The 20,696-nt window shown below is 43.6% G+C and carries 19 protein-coding genes; 9 read left to right on the forward strand and 10 right to left on the reverse strand.

Features of this window, described 5'->3' with window-relative positions:
• Window positions 1-118 precede the first annotated feature (118 nt).
• From ACWYU8_RS09485 to ACWYU8_RS09505, 5 genes are all read right to left on the reverse strand, one after another.
• A complete protein-coding gene (locus ACWYU8_RS09485; RefSeq protein ID WP_457519214.1) occupies window positions 119-868 on the reverse strand; it encodes a helix-turn-helix domain-containing protein in 750 nt (249 codons plus the stop codon).
• On the reverse strand, window positions 869-1,507 hold the full coding sequence (locus ACWYU8_RS09490) for an HD domain-containing protein (RefSeq protein ID WP_457519216.1): 639 nt from the start codon (window positions 1,505-1,507) through the stop codon (window positions 869-871). It lies immediately after the preceding gene.
• A 460-nt stretch (window positions 1,508-1,967) separates the two neighbouring features.
• Window positions 1,968-3,314, reverse strand: a complete 1,347-nt coding sequence (locus tag ACWYU8_RS09495) for a magnesium transporter (RefSeq protein ID WP_457519218.1) — start codon at window positions 3,312-3,314, stop codon at window positions 1,968-1,970.
• Window positions 3,315-3,490: 176 nt separating this feature from the next.
• The gene (locus tag ACWYU8_RS09500) at window positions 3,491-4,813 is read right to left on the reverse strand and encodes an ABC1 kinase family protein (RefSeq protein WP_457519220.1); all 1,323 of its coding nucleotides are present in this window, start codon (window positions 4,811-4,813) and stop codon (window positions 3,491-3,493) included.
• 159 nt (window positions 4,814-4,972) lie between these two features.
• Window positions 4,973-5,650, reverse strand: a complete 678-nt coding sequence (locus ACWYU8_RS09505) for a pyridoxamine 5'-phosphate oxidase family protein (protein ID WP_457519221.1) — start codon at window positions 5,648-5,650, stop codon at window positions 4,973-4,975.
• Window positions 5,651-5,757: 107 nt separating this feature from the next.
• On the opposite strand from ACWYU8_RS09505, the gene pdxR reads away from it, so the two are divergent.
• Window positions 5,758-7,188 carry a MocR-like pyridoxine biosynthesis transcription factor PdxR gene (gene pdxR / locus ACWYU8_RS09510; RefSeq protein WP_457519222.1) on the forward strand — a complete coding sequence of 477 codons (1,431 nt, stop codon included), beginning with the start codon at window positions 5,758-5,760 and terminating at the stop codon, window positions 7,186-7,188.
• Window positions 7,189-7,193: 5 nt separating this feature from the next.
• Here pdxR and yjeH read toward each other — a convergent pair whose 3' ends face one another.
• A complete protein-coding gene (yjeH, locus tag ACWYU8_RS09515) occupies window positions 7,194-8,456 on the reverse strand; it encodes an L-methionine/branched-chain amino acid transporter (protein WP_457519224.1) in 1,263 nt (420 codons plus the stop codon).
• A gap of 179 nt (window positions 8,457-8,635) precedes the next feature.
• On the opposite strand from yjeH, the gene ACWYU8_RS09520 reads away from it, so the two are divergent.
• Together ACWYU8_RS09520 and ACWYU8_RS09525 are read left to right on the forward strand one after the other, a co-directional pair.
• A complete protein-coding gene (locus tag ACWYU8_RS09520) occupies window positions 8,636-9,091 on the forward strand; it encodes an Lrp/AsnC family transcriptional regulator (protein ID WP_457519225.1) in 456 nt (151 codons plus the stop codon).
• Between the two features lie 110 nt (window positions 9,092-9,201).
• Window positions 9,202-9,816 (forward strand): LysE family translocator, encoded by a 615-nt coding sequence (locus ACWYU8_RS09525; RefSeq protein ID WP_457519227.1) that lies wholly within the window; start codon window positions 9,202-9,204, stop codon window positions 9,814-9,816.
• Window positions 9,817-9,936: 120 nt separating this feature from the next.
• Here ACWYU8_RS09525 and ACWYU8_RS09530 read toward each other — a convergent pair whose 3' ends face one another.
• The 4 genes from ACWYU8_RS09530 to ACWYU8_RS09545 form a co-directional block, all read right to left on the reverse strand.
• Window positions 9,937-10,158 (reverse strand): hypothetical protein, encoded by a 222-nt coding sequence (locus ACWYU8_RS09530; RefSeq protein WP_457519230.1) that lies wholly within the window; start codon window positions 10,156-10,158, stop codon window positions 9,937-9,939.
• 247 nt (window positions 10,159-10,405) lie between these two features.
• Window positions 10,406-11,839 (reverse strand): glyceraldehyde-3-phosphate dehydrogenase, encoded by a 1,434-nt coding sequence (locus ACWYU8_RS09535; RefSeq protein ID WP_457519231.1) that lies wholly within the window; start codon window positions 11,837-11,839, stop codon window positions 10,406-10,408.
• 751 nt (window positions 11,840-12,590) lie between these two features.
• Window positions 12,591-13,916 carry an MATE family efflux transporter gene (locus ACWYU8_RS09540; protein ID WP_457519233.1) on the reverse strand — a complete coding sequence of 442 codons (1,326 nt, stop codon included), beginning with the start codon at window positions 13,914-13,916 and terminating at the stop codon, window positions 12,591-12,593.
• 131 nt (window positions 13,917-14,047) lie between these two features.
• The gene (locus tag ACWYU8_RS09545) at window positions 14,048-14,362 is read right to left on the reverse strand and encodes a DUF496 family protein (RefSeq protein WP_457519235.1); all 315 of its coding nucleotides are present in this window, start codon (window positions 14,360-14,362) and stop codon (window positions 14,048-14,050) included.
• A 334-nt stretch (window positions 14,363-14,696) separates the two neighbouring features.
• Between ACWYU8_RS09545 and ACWYU8_RS09550 the strand changes: the two genes are divergently transcribed.
• The 6 genes from ACWYU8_RS09550 (at window position 14,697) to slyA (ending at window position 20,687) form a co-directional block, all read left to right on the forward strand.
• Window positions 14,697-14,900, forward strand: coding sequence for a hypothetical protein (locus tag ACWYU8_RS09550; RefSeq protein ID WP_457519236.1), 204 nt, complete (start codon window positions 14,697-14,699; stop codon window positions 14,898-14,900).
• A 95-nt stretch (window positions 14,901-14,995) separates the two neighbouring features.
• Window positions 14,996-15,643 (forward strand): YceH family protein, encoded by a 648-nt coding sequence (locus tag ACWYU8_RS09555; RefSeq protein ID WP_457519238.1) that lies wholly within the window; start codon window positions 14,996-14,998, stop codon window positions 15,641-15,643.
• Entirely contained in the window at window positions 15,640-15,972 is a 333-nt protein-coding gene (locus tag ACWYU8_RS09560) for a GIY-YIG nuclease family protein (protein ID WP_457519240.1), read from the forward strand. The genes ACWYU8_RS09555 and ACWYU8_RS09560 overlap by 4 nt, the downstream gene beginning before the upstream one ends.
• 341 nt (window positions 15,973-16,313) lie before the next feature.
• Window positions 16,314-17,411, forward strand: a complete 1,098-nt coding sequence (locus ACWYU8_RS09565) for an autoinducer 2-binding periplasmic protein LuxP (protein ID WP_457519242.1) — start codon at window positions 16,314-16,316, stop codon at window positions 17,409-17,411.
• Window positions 17,411-19,978, forward strand: coding sequence for a quorum-sensing autoinducer 2 sensor kinase/phosphatase LuxQ (luxQ, locus tag ACWYU8_RS09570; protein WP_457519243.1), 2,568 nt, complete (start codon window positions 17,411-17,413; stop codon window positions 19,976-19,978). The genes ACWYU8_RS09565 and luxQ overlap by 1 nt, the downstream gene beginning before the upstream one ends.
• Before the next feature lie 253 nt (window positions 19,979-20,231).
• Window positions 20,232-20,687, forward strand: coding sequence for a transcriptional regulator SlyA (gene slyA, locus ACWYU8_RS09575; protein ID WP_457519245.1), 456 nt, complete (start codon window positions 20,232-20,234; stop codon window positions 20,685-20,687).
• Window positions 20,688-20,696: the final 9 nt, after the last annotated feature.

Genomic DNA, 20,696 nt, shown 5'->3' on the forward strand with positions numbered 1-20,696 from the left:
ATATGCGAGCACTTTATGCTTTGTTCTCAGATAAACCAGCCATATATTAAAAGTAACATTATTTGAGACTGAATGTGCCTTTTGGTATGACTTTTCTAAATGAAAGTGGCTAATTTTGTTACTTGTTGTGAGGAGTCCTTTCCCAAGGTCTAAATAACGGAAATGTCCATCGGCGCATGGCGATAACCAGAGAAGTTCCGTGCTTTTCATTCATATCTAAAGTGTTGTCACTTTGGCAAGCCAGATAAAACTCGTCGATAACTTTCTGTAGTTTTTGTTGAAGCTTCTTGTTGGTAGGGACGCTCATTAAACCTGTAGCCATCGTTAGCTTTTCATCTTCTGCGGAAAAGTAACTTTGGAAAAATGCATCCTGAACTTGCTGTTGAAAGAAACGTTGAATCGGACCACCCATTTGCCATTGAAAAGTCGGGGATATCCGTAAGCGAATTTTATTCCCAGGTAGTAAATCAATAATGTTAAGACGGTCGAGCAGGGCAAGTTTTTGCACCAGTTCGGGTTCATTAAACCTATATTGCTCAATAATGTGTTCAAACTGGTATCCGTTCACAACACAAATCGCGACCAGTAATAATGCTTTATCTTCAACGAGTTGCCTTTCTTGCTCTAGAGACAGTGACTCCAGTCCTCGGTTGTGTGAAGCGGCGAGTTTAAACAACTCTGCCATTTCCAGACCAATCAACTGGCAGATATGCTCGAGTCTTTCGAGACTAATCTGATGCCCTTCAGCAAGCAGTCTTTTCACTGTTCCTTCGCTGACTCCAAGATGCTGTGCTACGTCCACATAGTGTAAACCTGCAAGTTTTAATTGCCGTTTGAGCTCTTTAATCAGGGCATAGCTTTCGGACATTTATTCGGCAACCTCTTCGCGTAACTGGCCTAAGTAGGATTGCATAAACGCTTTGCGTCGCTGTGCTTCCTGCTTGGCTGAATCCGTGTTCATTGAATCTACGATTTTAAACAACTTAGTCTGAAAGTGGTCAAGGGTAAATTGTTTGTCATCTAACTCACGCTCTTCGGCGAATATGTCATCGTGGTCGTAGAGCTTTGCATTGAAGTGCGTACTAACTTGAATGCAGCGTGCCACACCTATCGCACCCAATGCATCTAAACGGTCGGCATCCTGTACGACTTGCGCTTCTAGTGTGTTAGGTCGAATGTTGGCACTGAAACTGTGCGCTTCTATCGCATGAGCAATGGCATCATGGTACTGATGTGGGTAATCAATACTCTCCAAAAAGGCGATGGCTTTCTTAGCTGCAATTACAGAACTTTTCTTCCTGTTCGGATGATCTTTCGGGTACGTAAAACAGTCGTGCAAATAAGCGGCAGGTAATACAACCTCCAGTTGAGCGCCTTCCTGTTTGGCTAGTTTCTTGGCGGTTTTGGCTACACGTTTCACGTGGCTAAGATCGTGGGCAGCATCAACTTGCATTTCTTGCTGCATAAATTCTAAAAACAGAGATTCAGTTTGGCTTAATGAGGTCATGAGTATATTTAACACTAAAATTTTTGGGGAAAGTATGCCCAACAAGATGACGAATTTCCAAATACGATGGTGTTATTGAGACTTAAACCCAAATAACCTCAATAGGCTTGGTCCTGCTAAAATGATTTGGCACTAAGACGCGCAACGATGTGAAGCTTATAAACGATTTGAATCTTAAAGAAGGCAGATAAAAAAAGAGCCAACCGCAAACAGTGCGATTGGCTTATATACATGTGAACAAAATCTAATTCACTAACAACGTCAGTTGGCTAGGTGACCCTCGGCTTAAGAAGGGTCAGTTAAATTAATGCAGCTTACGTGCCAACTTTAAAATCATCGAAAAAACGCGGTTTCTCTGAGATACGTTGCTTAAAATTTGATGTTTTTTGCAAATTGCAATTGCGATATGCAATTTACCTTTAATATGCTAATGATTGATTAATAAACTAACAACGCTTCTTTACAATAATACTAGGCTCGCGGTGCCTAAAAAGGCAAAAAAGCCAACAACGTCCGTCACAGTAGTCAAAATCACTGAACCAGCCAGCGCAGGGTCGAGCTCCAATTTATCTAACATGATGGGAATCAACACGCCAAACAGGGCTGCCGTAATGATATTTACGATGATCGCCAGAGCGATAGTGCCACCAAGGATAGCCGACTGGAACCATAACCCTGCTAATCCACCGATGATGAGAGCCCAGGCGATGCCATTTAACGATCCGATACCGAGTTCGTTTTTTAGTAGCTTGAAGCGGTTACCAGGTGTGATCTGGTTAAGGGCCATAGCACGGATCATCAGTGTAAGGGTTTGGCTACCCGCTATGCCGCCCATCGAGGCAACGATTGGCATTAACACTGCGAGCGCAACCACCTGAGCGATGACGTCTTCAAAAAGGCCAATGGTGACAGAGGCTAAAATAGCGGTAAGTAAGTTAATACCAAGCCAAACTCCGCGTTTTTGAGAGCTCTTAATGACCGGAGCAAACAAGTCGTCTCCTTCATCCATACCAGTACCTGCCATCAATCGCGCTTCATAAATTTCGCGTTGGGTACTCAGAGCAAATTGCCAATCCACTTCGCCAATCAGAGTTTGGTCGGCATCGGTCACTGGCAAAGCAGGAAGTGCACTGTGCTCTAGGGCTTCAACGGCTTCAGGCAGAGACATCTTGCTGTCCAGCACGGTTACCGTTTCAATCGCTAAGCTTTTCAGGCGTGTATCGGAGTCACTACGCAATATCTCGTAGTAGTTAACAGCGCCTCGAAACTGTTTTTTACGGTTGATCAAATAGACCTGATGAGGCGTGCCGTAGCTGTAACGATCCATCAGCTGCTTAGCCGTCTCGACAGTTATGTTAAAAGGCAGGGTGATGATTTTACGTTCAGCCCAACGACCTATCTCTTCATCTTCATAAGCATTCGCTTGATCGTAAAGCTCTAACTCGGATTTCTCGATGAGTGAGAGAGCCTCATGAATGATCTCTTCCGGCAGTGAATCTGCCCATTCGATCAGCGAAAGGTTATCCAGCTTCGCAAGAGTCAGTTTCAGCTCGACTTCGGATAAGGCATTGATGATAGAAAAGCGAACGTCAGCACGCATTTCAGTCAGTACGTCAATGTGCAGCTCGAGTGGTAAGGCTCTCCATAAACGAACACGATCATTAATGGTGAAGGCTTCCAGAATCAAAGCAATCGCACCGGGCTCCAGACCCGCTTCGATAGATGCATTGAGCGTTGCGACTTGATCCGCTTCTTCGGCTTGTCCAATTTGTTGTATTAGAGTGGAGAGATCTTGAAACTTGCTCACCGAGCACCCCGATAATATATTCGTTTTAGTGGAAAATGATAGCGTGTTACTTTTCGGTCGAATCTTTCTATTAACAGAAGTTTTCTACTAACAATAGCGAGTAATTGTGCGTAGAGTCCGGTCCAAAAGGCTTAAACAGTAGTCAAACTACTTGAAAGCAGCAGAAAAACAATAGGCTAACTGAAATTGATCTTCAGATAGGGCTCAACGAGTTTCCGAATGTTCACTTTGGCACCGATCCGCGCCGCGAGTAAGTACATGCCGGCAATTTTTCGGTGAAGAAAAATGGCATCTGCCGGCGGTGTATGCCAGTAATCTTGTTCCATACTGAGGATCTTACCAGCGTCCCGTAGCCTTTGTGCAAGGCCACTAGATTTAAAGTCATAGGCCTCGTCAACTAACATTGGCTCGCATGCCATTTTGACTAAATCGAGAATCGCTTTGCGCTGCTCCTCTACTATGGTTTGGCTGAAAAAGCCAATTTGCTGCAAAGCTTCATTCAGGCCATTTTCGTCTTCATTAATTACAGAAGAGAACGCCAGGCGGTAACCTGAGCTAAAGCGTTCACTGTATTCTCGGGTAGCACCAAAATCTAACAGACCAATCTGTTTGGTTTCTTCAATATATAAATAGTTGGCGAAGTTTGGGTCAGTCTGAACCATCTTGAACTCAAACAGTTCGCGAAACAGCAGCTCAAGCAAGTTATGCATTACTGTGTCACGTGTCTTTTGGTCATAGTTTACGATGGTATCAACAGGGGCGCCTTCTATGAATTCCATTGCTAACACAGATTGAGAAGAGCTTTCTGGGTGAATTTTAGGCACAACGAAATGGGGGTGCTCTTTTAGGGCCTGGTAATAACGTATGGCGAAATGTGCTTCACGTAAATAATTGGCTTCGTCGTGAAGTTGCTTCTTAGCCTCTTCTAGCAGCCCCTTGTAATCAACCGACTCAGGTATGAGCCCGACGACTTTAAGCAGTGTGCCGACGTTATCAACGTCACTGTTTATGCTTTTGCGAATGCCGGGATATTGGACTTTCACTGCTAGCTTGTCACCTGCATCGCTATAAGCCTGATGCACTTGCCCGATAGAAGCACTAGCGATGGGCTTGAAGTTAAACGCAAGAAACTCCGCTTTCCAATTTGGACCAAGCGAATTTTCCATCACACTATTTAACTGTTTCGCTGGCATCGGATCGGCGTTAGAACGCAGCCTGGAGAGGATGTCGGCTAACTCAGGATCAAGGATATCGCCTGCATCCATCGACAGCATTTGACCAAGTTTCATTGCGGCACCACGTAAATGGGCAAGCTGATCGGTCAACCTGGTGATGTTTTGTGGAGTCAATAGGAGGTCTTTCGCTTTAGGTCTGTTACCCTTAGCGAGTTGCTTGGTGCCTTCTGCAAGCACGTTCCCTGCGACTCTTGTTGCGAGAGACGCAAATTTACCAAACCGGGAAATGCGATGTGTGGGTAAGTTTCTTTCTTTGTCCGACATGAGAGCCTCCCGTTAATTATATCCAAACTACTAGTGTATGCTGCTTTTTGGACTCGTTTAGGGACTCCATGTTATACGGGAAAAGCGTGCAATTGGATATACTTAATGCAAAACCGCCGGCAGTGCCAGCGGTTATAGGGATCCTACATTTATATGTACTCAAGACTTAGTCTGATTTTCCGCACTGTACCAGCGATTTGAATAAGCGCTGCTGTAATCCGGAGCTGTAATTCCTTCGTAAAGATCATGGCTAGCCTCGAGCGGGCCAACCACAGTTCGATACGGCAGAACACCAGCCCATACTGGTATATCGACATCTTCAGGGTCATCGTTGACACCGAAATTACTAATTTTTACTGAGGCTTCTTCCAGAGAGATTCTTAATAACATAGTCGCGTTCAGCTCTTTTTCATTACTTAATCGGATTTGCTCTGTTCTACCCGGTGCGATTTGCTCCACAAAGTGATTCAGCAGGTTATCTTTTTCTTTGTTGTCCGGTACCACTTCAAACTGACCAAACACAACGGCACTACGATAATGTGCGCTGTGGTGAAATGCTGAGCGAGCCAGTACCCATCCATCGAACAGTGTGAACGTCAGACACGTTTGCTGACCTTGTTTGAGTATTCGTAGAAGCCGGCTGTTATTTGCACCATGGATATAGACAAACTCGCCTACACGCCATGCCAGCATAGGTATCACTACGGGGCCAGATTCGTTGTTAATTGCAATATGGGCAATCAGACTCTCATCAATTATCTTGTGTAGCTTTTCAACTTCGGTTACCGCTTTGTGCGCGCCTTTCTTAATTTGTGTTCTTTTTGTGTTTGATAACATTACTGCTCTCCTTGGCGTAATCCGAATGCCGGGATAGGCATTTTTAATCAGCGTCTAGTTGCAATGTATCGCCTAACTGGTAGTTTAAAGAGAGCCAGTTTTAAACAATGGATGGATCCGGTTTGTCTTTTATTGATGTGGGTGATTTATGTGTGAATGCGGAGGCTGGAACGCTGCAGCAATCGTTGTTTTTTGCGATTCGAGAGAAGATAGTCAAAGGTCTTTGGCCTAAAAATGGCAAATTACCTTCCACACGTAAACTTTCTCACGAGTTAAGTTTAAGCAGAAATACCGTTATTTCGGCGTATGAGCAGTTGGTCGCTGAAGGCTATCTTATTAGCCAGCGAGGCTCCGGCTTTTACGTCGCCGTAGAACTGCCTGAACAATATTTACCGGAAAAAGTGCCTGTAAACATGGCTAGTGCTCCAATTGTTAAGCATGACATTAACTCAGCATTTGCTCCTGGCGTTCCTGATTTAGCACTTTTCCCTACTGCTCAATGGCAAAAGTACCTTAATCGCCACTCGGCTAGAACCTCTCTGCTAGGGAATCAAGATATTCAAGGAAGCTGGCCACTACGCTGTGCATTGTCGGACTATCTAGCCTCAAGTCGTTCAGTAAATTGTACTCCTGAGCGAATCATTATTACTTCTGGAGCTCAACAAGCGCTGAGTATTGCAACAATGGCAACTCTGAGTCGAGGCGACAAGGTATTGATGGAGCAGCCTGGCTACGCTCAAATGCGCAAGTTAATCCAGTTTCAGCAGTATCAATTCGAACCGCTGTTGGTGAAGGAAAAGCATGGATTCGATATTGATGTGGTAACGAGCAGTGATGCTGATGCTCTCTACATCACACCAAGTAATCAGTACCCAATGGGCACCACTCTGAATACCGAACAGAGAGGGAAAATTATCAATTGGGCAGTTCAGAATTCGTCCTGGATTTTAGAAGATGACTACGACAGTGAATTTCAGTTTGCGCACCGCCCGTATACCAGTTTGCAAGGATTAGCAGCACAAATGGGGCGGGATGATCACGTTCTTTACGTTGGATCTTTCAGTAAAGTGATGTTTAACGGTCTAAGGCTAGGTTATCTTGTCGTACCGAAAACGCTGGTCGGTAAATGCTTAATGGTTAAGGATGCGTTGAGTGGGGATTCGCCTAGTCATGTACAAGAGGCGATGGCTGATTTTATTGCTGAAGGCGGTTTGTTACGTCATATCCGAAAGATGCGACGTATTTACAAAGCAAAACATGAACAAATGTGTTTCTCAATCGCTGCATACTTTGGTGATAGAGTCAGTGTGATTAGCCAGGCAGCAGGGTTACACATAACACTAAAATGGTGGTCAGGATGTGACGAACAAACATGGACGCAACGTGCGGCTAAAGAGGGCATCGTATTGCGTCCACTAAGTTTTTATGAGCATCCCGAATTCCAGTTTCGGGACTGGAATGGCGCAGTTCTCGGGTACGGCAATGTAGCGCTAAAGGATATAGATCCTCTTATTAAGCGCTTAGCTGAGTTGTTTTGAGGTAGTTACTCTACCGCCCGTGGTTGTCGCTTTTGTCCCCATTGTTTCCAGGGTAATGAAAGTAAAGCAAAAATAGTAAGCGCGTAGAACATAGACCAACCTAAACAGATAAATACGCCTGTGCAAAGAAGTAAAGATATTCCAGCCAGTGCCTTACCAACGCCTTTAAGAAGCTTATATGCCGCCAACATCGCGAGCAGATAAATTAACACAAAAATGCTGTTAGCCAATTTGAGGAAAAACTCCAAATCGAGCTGTGAAAGTTTGCCTATGACACATGACAGCAACAGGACAATACCGACAAGTAATGTTGCTGATGATGGAACACCTCGGCTCGAAATTTTAGCCAGTTTGCTGCTTGGGCGATGTTCGCGAGCCTGACTCCATACCATTCTCGCAAGGCTCTGAGTGTATAAATTCACACTGGCAAAACACGCTGAAAACCCGATTATGCTAATTACCCATCTCGCGCTGTCTCCGAGTAAATGAGCGCTTAGCCAAGGAATAGATGCACTATCAAACTGTGGTGTGCCATAAGCCCCAAACTTTAAGACAACCACTGAACATGCCCAGTAAGTCGCGCCAGCAACGAAGCATCCGACAATAATAGCGATAGGAAAGTCGCGTTGTGGGTTCTTAAATTCTTCACCCATATGCGCAAACGCCTCTATGCCGACAAAACACCAGAACATTACGCCCAGAGCAGCAGTAATTGGCCAAATCGAGTCTGCTGTGAAGGTTGGCATGGTAAGATCAGCGCTGTTGATTCCTCCTTTCCATAGAAAAGCGCCGACCAGTGCAAATACACTCAGGGCAATAACGGTTTGCAAACGACCAGATGACTTCGTCCCTAGCAAGTTAACAAATATGAGTAAGGCGATAGTCAGCACTTGAGCGAATAGATCATTATTAATCGGCTCAGGCAGGAGTTGTTTAAGAAAGCCCGCCGCGAGAGCGATAGCTGCAGGTATGCCTACGGGAATGATACTGACAAATAACCAGGCAACGCTGCTTTCTAACTTAGCGTTAAAGGCTTTACGTACGAAGAAAGCGGTGCCGCCAGCGTTGGGATAGCGCTTACCTAATTGCGCGAATGTCAGAGCGATAGGGCAGATCGCGACAAACAGAAGTATCCATGCCCAGAGAGAAAACTGACCAGCAATCCCAGCGGCAATCGCAGGGATCATAAATAAGCCGGTTCCCATTAATGTGGTTGAAAGTTGGGCTATGCCGGATATAAGTGATATGTCTTTTTTGAGCTGTTCCATGCTGGTCTCTGGCGGTGTAAAACTAGGAGAACTCATAGCATAAATGAGTTCTGAAAAACAAAATGCGTTACTGAGCCGCCAATATGACGGTTGTTTCAAATAATTCCAACAAAATGTTGGTTTCTTATGCATTTAAAATCGTTATAAAATGAAGCAAATAAGGAACAAGCGGTAAGTTTATGGACAAGTTTGATCACAAGATCATTGATATTCTCCGGCATAATGCCCGGCTGTCAGTCACTGAAATCGCAGAAAAAGTGAACCTCTCTCGTTCGGCAGTAACCGCGCGCATTCGAAAGCTCGAAAATGACAAAGTGATCTTGGGTTATCACGCAGAAGTAACTTCAACGCCAGGGGATTCTATCTGTGCCTATTTTGCTCTCAAGTTTGATAAGTCAACCTCGACTTATTATTGCGAGTCTTACGCGGATGAACTGTACAAAATTGACGGTGTAAAATGGTGCCATGCCATCAGTGGTGAAACCGATATGATGGTCTTTGTCGAGGTACCAAATATGACTCGCCTTAATGAAATCAGAGACCAAATTCAACGCTACCCAGAACTTCGACATCTTATGACCCACACCGTTTTGACGGAGTTTTTCAATACGACGGGTAATAAGTTTGTAAAGTGAAGCTCATAAACATGGTCGCGATTTCGATTCGTATGGAAAAAGAACTTTAAACCCAGATTAATTTATATCCCTTCACTTAATAGATTGAAGCCAAATAAGGAGAAGCTTCTATGACACTAACAGTTTGGCTATCGCTTTTTACTGTATGCTTATTAGGTGCTATGTCACCTGGACCTAGCCTGGCAATTGTTGCTAAACACGCATTGGCTGGTGGACGTATCAATGGATTGGCGACAGCGTGGGCACACGCATTTGGTATCGGGATATACGCCTTTATTACTCTGATTGGTCTGGCGGTTGTTTTACAACAAAGTCCTATTTTATTTAAAGGTATCAGTCTGGCGGGAGCCGCGTACCTCGCGTATTTGGGGGTTAATGCTCTGCGTTCGAAAGGGGGAGTGGCTGCTAAGCTTGAATCTGGTCTGGAAACTACCGTCGGGCAGTCGGCGAGAGAAGGCTTTTTTATTTCCATCCTTAGCCCAAAAATTGCACTGTTTTTTATCGCTTTATTTAGCCAGTTTGTCGCGTTGGGGAATGATTTGAGCAATCAAGCGATCATTGTGGCGACTCCATTTGTCGTTGACGGTTTGTGGTATACCTTTATCACCATCGTATTATCTCACGCCAAGGTGGTCGATCGTATTCGTTCAAAAGCCGTATTGATTGATCGCTTGTCTGGAATGGTACTCATACTGTTGGCTTTACGCGTTGTGATAACTGTTTAGCCATTTTCAAACCATAAAAAAGCACCCAGCTAGATAAACAGACTGGGTGCAAGCAAGGAGTTTCTCAGGAGCTTTATTAGCTTTTTGGGGACGAGGGGGGTTGAGAAACACTTTGGAAATTTATCGGCGTACCTCTTCAAACTCGCCTTCTATAGCGTCAGCTTTACCCGTATTGAATTCATATTCTTCTCGCATCTCTTTTTGCATGTTCTTAACGCGCTTCTCAATACGTTTACCAGTTATCAGTGCCGCGATGGTCAATGGGATCGCTATGATTAGGCTAAATACTAAAGCAAAAAATCCGCTAATCAGTGCCAGTGCAGTAACGATGATCCGATTCATAAATTTGACCTCTCTATTCGTCTATGTGTTCAGATTACCGCTCTGAATATGAACTAAACATGAACAATGTAAGTTGCAATGTCTGAAGAATGTCAAACTACCTATAAGAAAAAACGCCTGAAGGTGAGTTCAGGCGTATAAACGGGGGAGTTAAGATTAGTAGTGCGCTTGCGCGCTTATTATAAAAAACAAATGTTGAAGTATTGTTCGCTACACCATGTGGTTAACGTTGTGGAGCAATGTTCACCTATCGAGGGAATGTTTGGTAACGAACACCCATCATTTGTTCCATACAGTGCACAACTTGGCAGCTGTAACCGAATTCGTTGTCGTACCAAATGTACAGTACACAACGTTTGTCTTGTGCGATAGTCGCTTGGCCATCTACTACGCCAGCATGGCGAGAACCCACTAAATCGGTTGAAACGATTTCAGTTGAGTCTGTGTAATCAATTTGTGCTGATAGTTCAGAATTTAACGCCATTCCGCGTAGGTAGTCGTTCAGTGAATCGCGATCCACGTCTTGACCCAGATTCAGGTTTGCTACTGCCATTGATACGTTTGGCGTAGGTACGCGAATTGCGTTACCTGTTAGCTTACCAGCAAGCTCCGGCAGTGCTTTTGCTACCGCTTTTGCAGCACCTGTTGAAGTCAGAACCATGTTCAGAGATGCGCTGCGTCCACGACGGTCACCTGAGTGGAAGTTATCGATCAGGTTTTGGTCGTTAGTGTAAGAGTGAACCGTTTCGATATGGCCTGATAGAACCCCATACTTGTCATTTAACGCTTTCAGTACTGGAGTAATAGCGTTCGTTGTACAGCTTGCTGCTGAAATAATGGTGTCTTCTTCTTTAATTACAGATTCGTTTACACCGAAAACAACGTTCTTAATGTCGCCTTTACCAGGCGCAGTCAGAAGTACTTTTTCTGCGCCGTTACATGCCAGGTGCTGACTCAGACCTTCTGCATCGCGCCAAACGCCAGTGTTATCTACTACAAGTGCGTTGTTAATGCCGTACGCAGTGTAGTCAACATCACTAGGGTTGTTAGCGTAGATGATTTGAATAAAGTTGCCGTTCACAATCAGTGCCTTACGCTCTTCATCGATGATGATGCTGCCATTAAATTGGCCGTGTACAGAGTCGCGACGAAGCAGGCTAGCGCGTTTTTCCAGATCACCTTTCTTACCACCACGAACAACAATTGCACGAAGTCTTAGTGGGTAACCAGGGCCGCTCTTTTCGATAAGAAGACGAGTAAGCAAACGACCGATACGGCCAAAACCGTATAGAACAACGTCTCGAGCTTTCAGAGAAGAATCTGCATCACGAGCGCCATGAAGTGCGGTTTGTAGGAAATCGCCAAGCGCGGCAGTATCTTCGTGATCATTCCAATACTGAGTAGCCAGCTGACCAACATCAACACGGCAGGAAGAAATGCTCATTTCACATAGTGCTTCAATGATAGGCATTGTGTACTCTAGAGAAAGAGGGCTTCCAGTGACTCGTCTTGCTACGCGATGAGTTTTAAGAATGTCGATAGTAGTGGCGTTGATAAGCGTTTTACCAAATAGAACCACTTCGATTCCTTTTTGACGATATAGCTTACCGATTAGCGGGGAAATGGATTCAGCAATCGCTTGGCTAGTTTGCCAGTCTTGGAGATATTTCTCTGGACTCATTGTTGTATTAGACCTTTCACGTTTTGGGGGCTAACCATACTCGCCGCGTGTACCTCTACGGTAAAGCGTAGGAGTCTGGTGGTAATGTAATCGGGTTGTAATAATTATGGGGCGGATTCTACGGTTGGAAGGCTTATTCTGCTAGGAAAAATAAATCCAGTTGAAACCACTAATTTATGGTCTGAATGTAGTTGATTAGTGTGACTAAAGGGGCTAATTTAAAGTGTTGACATTTTTAAAAATGCAAACTTATTTTGCGTCAATAATGCTTATGTTCAAATAAAATATTTGAAAACGATAAGATGGTTTTCATTTTTATGTGATGTCAATCGATAACGCAACTTAACTAGTAAACATGAAACGCGTTATTGTGCCGATTCGTCATTACGCCTTATGTATGAGTTGAATTTCATTGAGAAGGGCGACATTAAATATTAAAAACTTGCAGTAGATCACGATCTAAAATGAACAGAAAATACGCGTTAACCTTGCCAATTACAAGTTTATCGCCTGTGAGAGTGGAAATTTGAAGCTTATATATGAGTGGTAACAATTAAGCGCATTTAAACTAGCAGCTCACTGAATCAGCAATGTTGAGACAAATCAAGAAAACGACACTTAGTTGTGATTCAATTCATTAGTTATTGATTTTTGAAAGATAGTACATTCGGCACTGACATTAATCGGCTTAAATGAGTCGCTATTTCGAAACTTGATGTACAGCCCCCAGATTGAGGGCTTCTTCTTAGTATTACTTTCGAGATAATTTTTCTATTGTTCTGCGGTAAGTGAAATAAGCAGAAAGACCAGCGAAAATATTGCCAATACAGGCACCGAGTAAAAGACCTTTTACCCCGCCAAGCTGAGATCCGATCCATAAACAAGGCAGGAAGAAAATAAACAGGCGTAAAGCTGAAATGGTTAGTGCTGTGTACGATTTTCCTAACGCATTGCAAATAGAAACCATAAGCATGCATACGCCTAATGAGCCTAAGCTAATAGGGACAATCATTAAGTGCATTTCTAACACATGCTCAACTTGATTATCGCTTGTCATTAATAGCGCTAGCGGACTAGCAACTGCAAAAGTGATGACGGCGATTAATAGTTGGAAGCTTAGGATAAACTTCACTGCGATACTCACGAGTGACCGAATGTCATTGTAATTTTTCGCTCCCAGCAAGCGTCCAACCATAGGTGGCAGAGACATGGTTAGTGCAAGAACCGATACTATTGCAAAAAACTCAAAACGAGATCCCAATGCCCAGGCGGCCACAGTAGCAGTACCGAATCCGGCCAACAGTTTCGTGGCGAGCATTGATGATAATGGTGGTAACAACTGGCTCACCATTGCAGGGCCCATGATGTTGCCAATTGAGCGGACGCTCCTCTTGACGTTTAAGTCTTGCCATTGTGCGGTTGCCCAATGGTTCTTTCTTACCCGTGGTGCTACCACGATAATCCCAAATCCAAATGCAGCAATAGTCGCGATCGCTGCGCCATTAATACCAAGATCCAGAGTGAATATAAAAATAGGATCCAGAATCAGGTTCAAAACACTGGTGACCATCATCATGGTTCCGGGCAGCATGGTGTTGCCGTTCGCTCGACAAATGCTGTAGTAAAAGTAGAGAACCGCACCGGTCCAAGAGCTCAATAACCACCAAGGCCAGTACGTGTCGATAATGGGCATCACTGTCTCAGGTGCACTTAACGACGACAATATCGGGTAGCGCAATAGCCAAATCAAGAGAGAGATGATGGCGACACCAATAGAGCCGATCATTAACACTAAACCGCCGAGTTGCTTAGCATATCGTGTTTCATTTGCTCCAAGTGCTTTAGAAATAACTGCGGTGGTAGCGATTCCCAAACCCACTTGAATACCAATAACAACCATTTGTAGCGGAAGCGTGAAACCTTGTACTGCCAACGGCAATACACCAAGTTGGCCGATAAAAGCACTATCCACAAGTTGAAAGCTCATCAATGACAAGACTCCGAAGAGCATAGGCCACGTCATGGAGTACAATTGCTTAGCCAGTGTTGGTTGCGTGTTGATCGTAGTTGAGGTCATAAAAGTTACATGGGGTATTTGGATTGGAAAAACAGAGGGTTTATTGTACACGGCGTGAGAGTCGGTGACAAAAACAAACCCCGAGCAAGGTGCCTTACTCGGGGTTAGAATTGTTGCATTACTGGTAGTGCTTATTTTTTGCCGGTGTTTTGCTTGTCTTCTTCTGTCAGTTCGTGAATACGACGGCTGATATCACGACGAGCTTTAGAAATTTCTGCGCTCTTAATGATGTGGTCATCTACACGATCTTCGTAGTCCGCTTTCATGTTCTTGATGATAACCAAGATTTCATCATGCGTCATTTCTGGCTTGATGTAGTCTAGTAGGTTTTCTAGAAGGTCTACACGTTTGCGGTTATCACGAATTTTTTTCTCGTTATCAATAAGCTCACGTTGAAGTTTGTTTTTACGACGAGCTTGGTTAACGATTTCAAATACGCTACTCATAGTTCCCTTTCCTAATTTGTGAATACTTCCTCGATTAAAGCACAACATCCCGTGGCATAACAGTCTTAAGATCAATAGCAATGAAGAGTTGAACGCTTTTCGACCAATCACTAAGTCCCTTGCCCTACAACAAAAACTTATGGCAGTTGCATGCTGAACTTTGCAAACCAGGAATCATCTTTTTGCTGTAAATTTGTATGGAGATATTTGCTGTTGATAATACATTTAAGGCAAATATGGAGCTGATTTTAGGGAAGAATGCATCGATGCGTTGTCATGCTTGAACCTTCGCTATATTATCTTCGCCATTAAATACAAAATGATGACACTTGATATGGACTCTCGTAACACTGCGGAGCAAGTCGACAGTCAAGATAGTGAACAAGTCACAAATTCTTTGACTGAGAAGTTAAAAGCGGCATACATAGAAGCGCGCACTCAACTTGAGATTATTGAAGTTGAACTCAATCGTTCAAAGATTGTGATGATTGATGAAGACGGAAACATGAGAGCAGTACCAATTCTCTCTGAGCATTAAGATCGAAACCCAATTCGCAAAGGGAGTCAGGTCTTGAGCTATGCTTTAGCCTGACTACCTAAAATTCAAATGCAAAAAATAATAAGGAATGCATGATGAAAGTTGAGCTAACGGCAATAGAAGCACGAATAATTGGTTGTCTGATCGAGAAAGAAGTAACGACGCCCGATCTTTATCCCCTTAGTCTGAATGCACTTACCAACGCATGTAATCAAAAAAGCAATCGTGAGCCAGTCATGTCGTTGTCTGAGTCAGATGTATTAGATGCGGTAGATGCACTGATTGAGCGCCGCCTTGTCAGTGATGAAAGTGCATTTAATAGTCGAGTCAGCAAGTATCAACACCGTTTTTGCAACACAGAGTTCGGCGATTTAAAACTCAGCGAACAAGAAAGAGGCATTGTGTGCTGCATGTTGTTGCGTGGGGCACAGACTCCGGGTGAGATTAGAACCAGAACGAATCGACTAACGACTTTTCGCGACGTTAAAGAAGTAGAAAACGTTCTTGAGCATCTGGCAAGTGAAGATAAAGGTCCGTTAGTCGTTAAACTCCCACGTGAAGCCGGAAAGCGTGAATCTCGCTATATGCATTTATTCTGTGGTGAAGTTGATGTGTCTGCCATCGAGCCGACTGCATCTGTTTCACAGAGTTCTGATCGTGTTAATCAGCTTGAGCAAGAAGTGGCAATGCTCAGAGAGGAGCTCGAGGCGCTTAAAGCTCAGGTTGAATCTTTACTCTCATGAGTGAAAGTGTTGCTCAATGCTGGAGTGTTTACCTGATACGTAATAACCGTAATGCGCTATATTGCGGGGTGACCAACGATGTTGAACGTCGGTTTAAGCAGCATCAAGATGGTAAAGGTGCCAAGGCACTAAAAGGTAAAGGCCCACTAATTCTGGAATGGACAATGCACTTCGACTCTAAGAGCATTGCGATGAAAGCTGAGTACTTTATTAAGCAGCTAGCGAAACAGAAAAAAGAGCAATTAGTCGAGGCGAAAGCCTTACTCGCCGTGGATAAAAGCCAAAGTTTGAAGTTTACGCTGACGCAGGCCGATATTGTCGTCATCTGAATCGATGGGTAACTCAACAATTTATGGATTGAGCTTTCACAAAGAAACCGCTGAATTTAAGGCGGTTTCTTTGTATCCAGAATATGTTTTTAGTACCCAACCATAGCGATTAGTACGAGTTAGTCCGATCAAATATAAAGAGGTTCGCATCGTCTCAAAGAGCTGTGGGGAAATGGAATATTCGTTTGTTATGTAGGATATATCTGGCGCATAATGGCTCTAAGCCAAAAATTAAATTGAAATCAAGGCTCAGTGAAAGTTTGATTACGTCAGTAATGGATGACTCGGCTAGATAATAAATAGAGCTGATTTAGGCTCAATAAAAACTAAAAGAGCAGTAAATGAAAAAAGTGTTAATATTCTCCCTTGTTTTTATAACTGGTGTTGCTCCAGCAGCACATCCATCACAAGTCCTGAACGGATATTGGGAGTATCAAGAGTTTCTGGACGAATTTCCTGAGCAAAAGAAGCTGACTAATGCTCTTGCTGAAGTGGTGAGAGAAAACCCTACTCCAATTTTGAAAGAGAAAAAACGTGAACTAAAGATTTCTGTCGTTTATCCGGGCCAGCAGATTTCTGACTATTGGGTCAGAAACATTGATGCATTTGAAAAGCGTTTGGATAAACTCAACATCGATTATCAGCTCAATCAGGTTTTTACTCGACCAAATGCAGATATAAAACAACAAAGCCTATCTTTGATGGAGGCGTTGAAAAGCAATGCCGACTACCTGATTTTTACTCTCGATACCACAAGGCATCGCAAGTTCGTCGAACATGTATTGGATTCGAAAAAAACCAAGCTGATCTTGCAAAATATCACTACTCCAGTAAGAGATTGGGATAATCATCAGCCGTTTCTTTACGTTGGTTTTGATCATGCCGAGGGCAGCAGAAGATTGGCTACAGAGTTTAGTAAACGTTTCCCGGAGCACAGTCGTTACAGTGTTCTCTATTTTTCTGAGGGATACATCAGTGATGTGCGCGGGAACACATTTATTCATCAGGTGAACCGCGAGAGTAACTTTGAACTTCAATCTGCTTACTATACTAAAGCGACGAAGCAATCAGGCTATGAAGCGGCCAAAGCCAGCCTCGAAAAGTATCCGGATGTTGAATTTATTTATGCATGTTCCACAGACGTAGCGCTGGGGGCAGTAGAAGCACTGGCGGAACTTGGTCGTAATGATATTATGATCAACGGTTGGGGCGGGGGCTCTGCTGAGCTTGATGCTATATTAAATGGAGAGTTAGATATTACCATTATGCGAATGAACGATGACACGGGCATTGCCATGGCAGAGGCCATAAAGTGGGATTTGGAAGGGAAGTCAGTTCCAACCGTATATTCTGGTGACTACGAAATCGTTTCCAAATCGGATTCTCCAGAAAGAATAGAAGCCTTAAGAAAACGCGCATTCAGATACTCAGATCATTGATGACAAATACATCAACCAGAAAGCGTCGTTCCTTGTCGACGCTGATTACAAAAATCATTATTCTCGTTCTTGCTCCGATTATATTGGGCATATTCGTTCAGAGTTATTACTTCTCCAAACAGATCATCTGGCAGGAAGTTGATAGGACAAAGCAACAAACATCTGCGCTGATTCTGAATATATTTGACAGTCATTTCGCGGCAATTCAGATTCATCACGACAGCAATTCGAAAAGTGATGTAGTCCTTAATTTTTACAGCGTTCGAGATGAAGATGCCTTAAATTTCTTCTTTCTCAGTATTGACCAGAGTGATCCTTACCACACGCCTGAAATTCGTTTTCTTACCGACCATCACGGCATCATTTGGGATGATGGAAATGCGCATTTTTACGGTATAAATGATGTCATACTCAACAATATTGCCCGAAACGTAACTTTCACTAATAACTGGTACTACATTACTTCGTACACGCCAATCGGCTCTCGACACCTGCTAGTCAGGAGGGTGCCTGTTATGGAGCCTCAGAGCGGTGAAGTCATGGGCTACTCATACAATGTTGTTGTTCTGGATAACAACTTTGGTCTCATGGAAAGGTTGAAAAAAGAAGGGAACGTCGACAACGTTGTGTTGGTGTCGGGTGATTTACCATTAGCTAACTCGTTGACAGGCAATGAGTCTTATAGAATCTTTGATGTATTAAAACGTAAAGAATCGCAGCAGAAAATTGATGATCTACTGATTATTAAGACGCCAATTGAGGTAAATGCGGCTCATACAGACTTGTCTCTTCTTACTGTGCAAGATAACCAGAGTGTTGTGATGCTTCAGGTTCAGCATCTATTAGCGATGTTGGCTTCAGTGATTGGCATGATTCTGATTGCCTTATTGACCAAAGAGTGGATCGAAAGCAAGGTAGCGGAACAACTTGAATCCTTGATGTCGTATACCCGTTCTGCCCGGGAAGAAAAAGGCTTTGAACGTTTCGGTGGCTCAGACATTGAAGAGTTCGATGACATAGGGACCACCTTGGAGAATACGTTCGAAGAACTTGAAGCACAAAAGCGTTCCTTTAGAGACCTGTTTAACTTCGCGTTATCACCAATGATGGTATGGTCTGAGGCGGGGGTATTAATTCAAATCAACCCAGCCGCTCGAAAAGAGCTCGTGCTTGAGACGGCCAATGAGAGCACGCACCCTGTGTTCAGGCGTTTTAAAGCGAAATTGTTGCCACATTTACGTATCGCCGCGCAAGGAGCAACGTTAACCGGTGTCAACGTCCCTATCGGCGATAAGGTGTATCGCTGGAACCTGTCCCCGATTCTGGTTGATGGTGACCTCAGCGGAATTATTGTTCAGGGGCAAGATATCACGACGCTTATTGAGGCGGAAAAACAGAGTAATCTAGCCAGAAAAGAAGCGGAAAAGTCGGCCCAGGCTCGTGCGGATTTTTTAGCGAAGATGAGCCACGAAATTCGCACACCAATAAACGGAATTTTAGGTGTCGCTCAACTGCTTAAAGGATCGGTAAAATCTCAAGAGCAAAGTAATCAGATCGACGTACTTCGTCACAGTGGTGAACACTTACTTGCTGTTTTGAATGATATTTTAGATTTTTCCAAAATTGAGCAGGGGAAATTTAACATTCAAAAACACTCTTTCTCCTTCACGGATACGATTCGTACATTAGAGAATATTTACCGGCCAATTTGTGAAAGCAAAGGCGTAAAGCTTATTATCGACAACCGCTTAGAGCCTCACGTTGAGCTGTTTACTGATCAGGTACGCCTTAATCAAATTATGTTTAACCTCCTCAGCAATTCGGTCAAATTTACCCCTTCTGGGATCGTTCAACTTAGTGCAGTTTTAGAGCATTTTGAGGGTTCAGATAACAGCGTATTAGTGGTAGAAGTTACCGATACCGGTATTGGGATTGCTCCTAATAAACTGGACCAAATGTTTGAGCCATTTGTGCAAGAAGAGGAGACTACCACTCGAGAGTATGGCGGTAGTGGCCTGGGTCTAACTATCGTTAAAAGCTTGGTCGATATGTTAGAAGGTCATGTACAGGTGCGGAGCCAAAAAGGGCATGGGACCACATTTGTCGTAACTCTACCTGTCAGAGATCGTGAGCGCTCACTAATGGAATTTGAATCAGAGCAAAGCGTGAATCCTGAGGAGTTGTTTGAAAGAACATTAAACGTCTTGCTTGTCGAGGACAATCACACCAACGCTTTCATTTTAAAAGCATTCTGCAACAAGTATAAAATGAAGGTTGAGTGGGCGAAGGATGGGCTGGAAGCCATGGAGTTTTTGAAAGAGAAAACCTATGATTTGATCCTGATGGACAACCAACTGCCTCATTTAGGTGGTATCGAGACGACGAAGGAAATTCGTTGTAAGCTGAAGCTGGGCACGCCGATCTATGCCTGTACGGCGGATACGGCCAAAGAAACCGGCGACGCATTTATTGAAGCCGGAGCGAATTACGTACTGCTTAAGCCAATCAAAGAAAGCGCATTCTATGAAGCGCTTGTAGATTACAAGCAGCGTTTTTTAATCCACTGAACCACATAGTGTCCCACACCCAGGCGCAGCTTAAGGACAACTTAAGCTGCGCCTTTTCAATATAACCATTTCACTTTCAGACTATTTCTTCGCTTTCCCTAGCACGTGCCTTTTCACGTTAGCCACGTTTGCAATCTTTGGGTTCAAAACGCCATTTAAGAATATATCTAACGTGATTTTCATCACAAAACTATTTACTTAGCATGCTAACTAAATTATATTGCTTAGCACGCTAAGTAATTGAGTGATTCTTATGATTAACGAAAGCAATCTTTTTCGAGACCTTTCCATCGCTGAAAAATTATCTCGAGTTTCACGTTTATGGAAAATGGTTGCCGATAGAGAGTTAGAGCCTCTGAATTTGACTTATCCTCGCTGGACAGCCTTATGGAAGTTGTACCGTTTGGGTGACAATGTCAGTCAGAAGCACCTCGCTGAAGCGCTAGAAATAGAATTAGCATCGTTGATGAGAACGTTAAAGTTACTGGAAGAACAATCACTGGTATCGCGACGTTGTTGTGATCACGACAAGCGGGTACGCATTGTTACTCTGACTGATGAAGGTAAAGCGCTGCTGACTCAAATGGAAGATCGCATTCTTCAGGTGCGCAGAAAACTATTGTCCGGTATCAGTGATGAAGAGCAGAATAAAATGAGCTTGATTTTAGAGCAAATGGCTCACAATGCACTCGATACTCTTAGCGAATAAGTCAGAAAA

Source organism: Vibrio limimangrovi (assembly GCF_054064025.1).

What these genes read in the sequence shown, in the direction of transcription:
- ACWYU8_RS09485 (WP_457519214.1), bottom strand. Translation starts at nt 868, where the DNA reads ATGTCCGAAAGCTATGCCCTGATTAAAGAGCTCAAACGGCAATTAAAA.
- ACWYU8_RS09490 (WP_457519216.1), bottom strand. Translation starts at nt 1,507, where the DNA reads ATGACCTCATTAAGCCAAACTGAATCTCTGTTTTTAGAATTTATGCAG.
- ACWYU8_RS09500 (WP_457519220.1), bottom strand. Translation starts at nt 4,813, where the DNA reads ATGTCGGACAAAGAAAGAAACTTACCCACACATCGCATTTCCCGGTTT.
- ACWYU8_RS09505 (WP_457519221.1), bottom strand. Translation starts at nt 5,650, where the DNA reads ATGTTATCAAACACAAAAAGAACACAAATTAAGAAAGGCGCGCACAAA.
- pdxR (WP_457519222.1), top strand. Translation starts at nt 5,758, where the DNA reads ATGGATGGATCCGGTTTGTCTTTTATTGATGTGGGTGATTTATGTGTG.
- yjeH (WP_457519224.1), bottom strand. Translation starts at nt 8,456, where the DNA reads ATGGAACAGCTCAAAAAAGACATATCACTTATATCCGGCATAGCCCAA.
- ACWYU8_RS09520 (WP_457519225.1), top strand. Translation starts at nt 8,636, where the DNA reads ATGGACAAGTTTGATCACAAGATCATTGATATTCTCCGGCATAATGCC.
- ACWYU8_RS09525 (WP_457519227.1), top strand. Translation starts at nt 9,202, where the DNA reads ATGACACTAACAGTTTGGCTATCGCTTTTTACTGTATGCTTATTAGGT.
- ACWYU8_RS09530 (WP_457519230.1), bottom strand. Translation starts at nt 10,158, where the DNA reads ATGAATCGGATCATCGTTACTGCACTGGCACTGATTAGCGGATTTTTT.
- ACWYU8_RS09535 (WP_457519231.1), bottom strand. Translation starts at nt 11,839, where the DNA reads ATGAGTCCAGAGAAATATCTCCAAGACTGGCAAACTAGCCAAGCGATT.
- ACWYU8_RS09540 (WP_457519233.1), bottom strand. Translation starts at nt 13,916, where the DNA reads ATGACCTCAACTACGATCAACACGCAACCAACACTGGCTAAGCAATTG.
- ACWYU8_RS09545 (WP_457519235.1), bottom strand. Translation starts at nt 14,362, where the DNA reads ATGAGTAGCGTATTTGAAATCGTTAACCAAGCTCGTCGTAAAAACAAA.
- ACWYU8_RS09550 (WP_457519236.1), top strand. Translation starts at nt 14,697, where the DNA reads ATGGACTCTCGTAACACTGCGGAGCAAGTCGACAGTCAAGATAGTGAA.
- ACWYU8_RS09555 (WP_457519238.1), top strand. Translation starts at nt 14,996, where the DNA reads ATGAAAGTTGAGCTAACGGCAATAGAAGCACGAATAATTGGTTGTCTG.
- ACWYU8_RS09560 (WP_457519240.1), top strand. Translation starts at nt 15,640, where the DNA reads ATGAGTGAAAGTGTTGCTCAATGCTGGAGTGTTTACCTGATACGTAAT.
- ACWYU8_RS09565 (WP_457519242.1), top strand. Translation starts at nt 16,314, where the DNA reads ATGAAAAAAGTGTTAATATTCTCCCTTGTTTTTATAACTGGTGTTGCT.
- luxQ (WP_457519243.1), top strand. Translation starts at nt 17,411, where the DNA reads ATGACAAATACATCAACCAGAAAGCGTCGTTCCTTGTCGACGCTGATT.
- slyA (WP_457519245.1), top strand. Translation starts at nt 20,232, where the DNA reads ATGATTAACGAAAGCAATCTTTTTCGAGACCTTTCCATCGCTGAAAAA.